Annotated in this window: 4 protein-coding genes; 1 reads left to right on the forward strand and 3 read right to left on the reverse strand. The window is 77.1% G+C overall.

Going from position 1 to position 3697, the window contains the following annotated elements:
• From FRZ03_RS39065 to FRZ03_RS12735, 3 genes are all read right to left on the reverse strand, one after another.
• Window positions 1–443, reverse strand: a 443-nt coding sequence (locus tag FRZ03_RS39065) for a hypothetical protein (RefSeq protein ID WP_186785389.1), incomplete at its 3' end; no start/stop codon positions are given.
• 10 nt (window positions 444–453) lie between these two features.
• Window positions 454–960, reverse strand: a complete 507-nt coding sequence (locus FRZ03_RS39070) for a hypothetical protein (protein WP_186785390.1) — start codon at window positions 958–960, stop codon at window positions 454–456.
• A gap of 203 nt (window positions 961–1163) precedes the next feature.
• Complete coding sequence (locus FRZ03_RS12735) at window positions 1164–1925, reverse strand: PaaX family transcriptional regulator C-terminal domain-containing protein (RefSeq protein ID WP_146465254.1); 762 nt, start codon at window positions 1923–1925, stop codon at window positions 1164–1166.
• A 71-nt stretch (window positions 1926–1996) separates the two neighbouring features.
• On the opposite strand from FRZ03_RS12735, the gene FRZ03_RS12740 reads away from it, so the two are divergent.
• Window positions 1997–3661 (forward strand): acyl-CoA dehydrogenase family protein, encoded by a 1665-nt coding sequence (locus FRZ03_RS12740; protein WP_146465255.1) that lies wholly within the window; start codon window positions 1997–1999, stop codon window positions 3659–3661.
• Window positions 3662–3697: the final 36 nt, after the last annotated feature.

Raw genomic sequence — 3697 nt, forward strand, 5'->3', positions numbered from 1 at the left:
GTGCGCGCCGTGGACCCGGGCGTGGGGGTCGCCGGCGGGGCGCGGGGGGCCCTGCGCGGGGGCGGCGACCACTGGGGCTCCGCCGCCCGCATCCCCCTCGCCCCGCGCCCCCCGCCGCCCGAACCGGCCAACGGCACCGGGCCCCCCGCCGCCGGGCGCGCGGCCGGGGTCTCGGTGCCGTTCGCCTGTTCGGGCGGCAGGGGGCGCAGGGCGAGGTGGCTGCGGGTGCCGGAGCGCCAGTGGTCGCCGCCGCCGGGCAGGGCGCCGCGCGCCACGCGGGCGACCCGCACGGCAGTGTCCATGCCGCGCACGCCCGCGCGCGCCGTCCCCGCGGCCGCTCCGGCGGCGACCCCCACGGCGGGCGCGGAGGCACGGGCGAGCAGCCGTGGTGCCGCGGGCAGCAGCCGGAGGGTGGCTCGCGGCACGGTGAACAGACCGGGCAAGGTGCCCTCCTCAGCGGGTGGTGCGGTCGGGGCGTGCGGTGGGGCCGAGGGGGCCGGTCATCTTTCTGGGCGCGTCCGCGGCGCCCGGTGCCTGGTCGTCGTCGGGCGCATGCCCGTGCTTCTTGCCGTGTTCGTGCCCGTGCTTCTTGCCGTGTTCGTGGCCGTGTTCGTGGGGCTCGGCGCCGGACCGCAGCGCGGCGGTGCCGAGATCGTGCGGGCGCTGTGCCGTCTCGTCCTGCTGTACGGCCGCTTCCCGCTGGGCGGGCCGGGGCTGGGTGAGCCAGGCCACCGCGGCGCCGGTCAGGGCCACCGGCCACTCCACCACGCCCGCGGCGCCGAGCACCCCCGCGCCGGCGTACACCGCGAGGCGCCGCCCGCGCGGCGAGACCGCGCCCACCTTGTCCAGGGTTTCCTCCGCGGCCCTGCCCACCGCCGTGGCGCCGGGCACCTTGCGCAGCACCGAGGCGGCACCGCGCAGAGGCGCCGTGAGGGCCGACGAGTCGTTCTGCTCAGCCATGACTCTCCTCGGGTGAGATCCTCCTCCTCCGCCCCACCGAGTGCCCGCGACCGGCCTGGTCATCCTCCTGATTCCCGCCTACTCCCGCTGACTCCAGCAAACGCCCCGCGCGCCGCCCGCGCCACCCGCCCGGCGCGGTTCCCCGCGCTACCTGCCCGCGCGGTTCCGGGCGCCCTCGGCCGCCCGGAGCGGTCAACGGGCCGTCACGCCCGCCCCGGCTCCCGCCAGCCCGCCGCGGCGGCCACCTCCCGCTGGTACCGGGCGTAGGCCGTGCGCAGCGCGGTGCCCGGCCAGTCGGGCGGCAGGAGGGCGGGTGGGAGGACGGGGTCCCCGAGGAGGTGGCGCACGATCGCCGCGAAGGCGGTGAAGTGGTCGGCGGGGCCGGGCGCGCCGGCCGCGTGGGCGAGCAGATCGCGGGCGGTGGCCGCCCAGGCGTCCAGCGGCCACAGGCGGGCGACGAGGTCGGGCGCCGGTTCGCCGGGCCGGGCGGTGTACGTCCCCGCCACCCGGCGCAGCTCGTCCGGCAGGGGGCGTTCGAGGTTGGCCGGGCGCAGCCAGACGCCCTCGCGCAGTTCGGCCAGGCGCAGGGCGGTCAGCCGGGCGCGCAGTTCGGCGCGTTCGGCGGCGCCGCGCCCGGTCGCCGTGATCACCACCATCTCCCAGTCGCCGTGCCAGGCGCGGGTGCGGGGGTGGACCGCGTCGTCCTGGCGGCGCTGGCGGGCGAGCAGCCGGTCGCTGAGCCCGTAGACGGCGTCGGCGCGCCACAGGTCGCCCGCGGCCACCATCCGGCTCAGCGCGGCCCGCAGCGTGGAGCCGCCGACGCCGAAGGGCTCCACCAGCCGCAGGAGGTCCCGCACCGGCAGCTCCGGCGGGTGCACGGCGAGCAGCATGCTCAGCACGACCGATCGTGCGGACAGGGGCCGCAGACCGGCCGTCACCGGCCCGGCCGACTCGTTCACGCGCATGGGCACGTACTCTACGTCCGCCGCCATGTTGCACTATTGCTACAGCCGCAGGAAAAGCGCAACATGGCCGTATGGTCGCCGCAGACACACACGGGCCCGCGGGGTCCGCCGCCACCCATGACGTCACCAACCAGCCCCCGCCCCTCGCCCCCTACGACGCCTCCGACGACGCGGCCCTCCTGGAGGGGCGGCGCCGGGAGGGCGCCGGGTGGGCCGAGGAGGACGTCCGCCGCCTCGGCACCCGGGCCGGCAGCGCCGAGGCCCAGGAGTGGGCCGAACAGGCCAACCGCTACGACCCGGTCCTGCGCACCCACGACCGCTACGGCCATCGCGTCGACGAGGTGGAGTTCCACCCCGCCTGGCACCACCTCATGCGCACGGCGGTGGCGGCGGGCCTGGCCGGTTCGGCCTGGGCGGACGAGCGGCCCGGCGCCCATGTGGCCCGTACGGCGGGCGGGCTGGTGTGGGGGCACACGGAGGCGGGGCACGGCTGCCCGACGTCGATGACCTACGCCGCCGTCCCGACGCTGCGCGCGCAGCCGGAGCTGGCCGAGGTCTACGAGCCGCTGCTCACCAGCCGGGAGTACGAGCCCGGGCTGCGGGTGCCGACCGGGAAGCCCGGACTGCTCGCCGGGATGGGGATGACGGAGAAGCAGGGCGGCTCGGACGTCCGTACCAACACCACGACGGCCACGCCCGCGGGCGAGCCCGGCGTGTACACGCTGCGCGGGCACAAGTGGTTCACGTCGGCGCCGATGTGCGACGTCTTCCTGGTGCTGGCGCAGGCCCCCGGCGGGCTGTCCTGCTTCCTGGTGCCGCGGGTGCTGCCGGACGGCAGCCGCAACACCTTCCGCATCCAGCGCCTCAAGGACAAGCTGGGCAACCGCTCCAACGCCTCCTCGGAGCCGGAGTTCGACCGGACCGTGGCCTGGCTGGTGGGCCCCGAGGGGCGGGGCGTGAAGACCATCATCGAGATGGTCAACTGCACCCGTCTGGACTGTGTGATGGCCACGGCGACGCTGATGCGCAAGACGCTGGTCGAGGCCGGTCACCACGCCGGGCACCGCACCGCGTTCGGCGCCCGGCTGCTCGAACAGCCGCTGATGCGCCATGTACTGGCCGATCTCGCGCTGGAATCGGAGGCGGCGACGACGCTCACCCTGCGGCTGGCCGGGGCCGCGGACCGGGCGGTGCGCGGGGACGCCGGCGAGCACGCCTTCCGGCGGATCGCCACGGCCGTCGGCAAGTACTGGGTGACCAAGCGGGGGCCGGCCTTCACGGCGGAGGCCCTGGAGTGCCTGGGCGGCAACGGGTACGTGGAGGACTCCGGCATGCCCCGGCACTACCGGGAGGCCCCGCTGCTGTCGATCTGGGAGGGCTCGGGCAACGTCAACGCGCTGGACGTGCTGCGCGCCCTCGGCCGGGAACCGGGCAGCGCGGAGGCGTTGTTCGCCGAACTCGCGCTCGCGCACGGCGCGGACGCCCGCCTCGACGCCGCCGTGGCCTCCCTCCGCACCGAGCTGACCCGTGCCGACCAGCTGGGCGCCCGCCGGCTGGTCGAACGGACGGCCCTCGCCCTCCAGGGCTCCTTGCTCGTCCGGCACGCCCCGCACGCGGTCGCGGACGCCTTCTGCGCGTCCCGCCTGGGCGGCGACTGGGGCCACACCTTCGGCACCCTCCCGGCCGGCACCGACCTCGACACGATCCTGCACCGAGCGCTGCCGGGCCTGGCTTGACGGGAGCGGAGCCCGGGGGCTGGCGGGAGCGGAGCC

Source organism: Streptomyces misionensis (assembly GCF_007896895.1).
In the GTDB taxonomy this organism is placed as follows: Bacteria; Actinomycetota; Actinomycetes; order Streptomycetales; family Streptomycetaceae; genus Streptomyces; species Streptomyces misionensis_A.